1 protein-coding gene is annotated in these 256 nt (G+C 30.1%); it reads left to right on the top strand.

Going from position 1 to position 256, the window contains the following annotated elements:
• A partial coding sequence (locus tag HH682_RS15545) for an extracellular solute-binding protein (RefSeq protein ID WP_214238376.1) occupies positions 1 to 256 on the top strand: 256 nt, incomplete at both ends.

Below are 256 nucleotides of genomic sequence, written 5' to 3'. Positions count from 1 at the left end.
GAGTTGCTGCTCCATTAGTTCAAGATAGTGACAAATATAATTATGTTATTCCAAAAGAAGGATCAAATTTATGGTTTGATAATATGGTAATACCTAAAACTGCACAAAATAAAGAAGGCGCATATCGCTTTATTAATTTTCTGTTAGATGAAAAAAACAATAAGCAGAATACTGAATGGGTAGGCTATGCTACACCAAATAAAGAAGCAAGAAAGATGTTACCTAAAGATATTAGAAATGATCATAGATTTTATCC

The sequence above is a fragment of the Rosenbergiella gaditana genome, from assembly GCF_018494065.1.
GTDB lineage: Bacteria > Pseudomonadota > Gammaproteobacteria > Enterobacterales > Enterobacteriaceae > Rosenbergiella > Rosenbergiella gaditana.
This window is presented reverse-complemented; position numbering and strand designations above follow the sequence as displayed.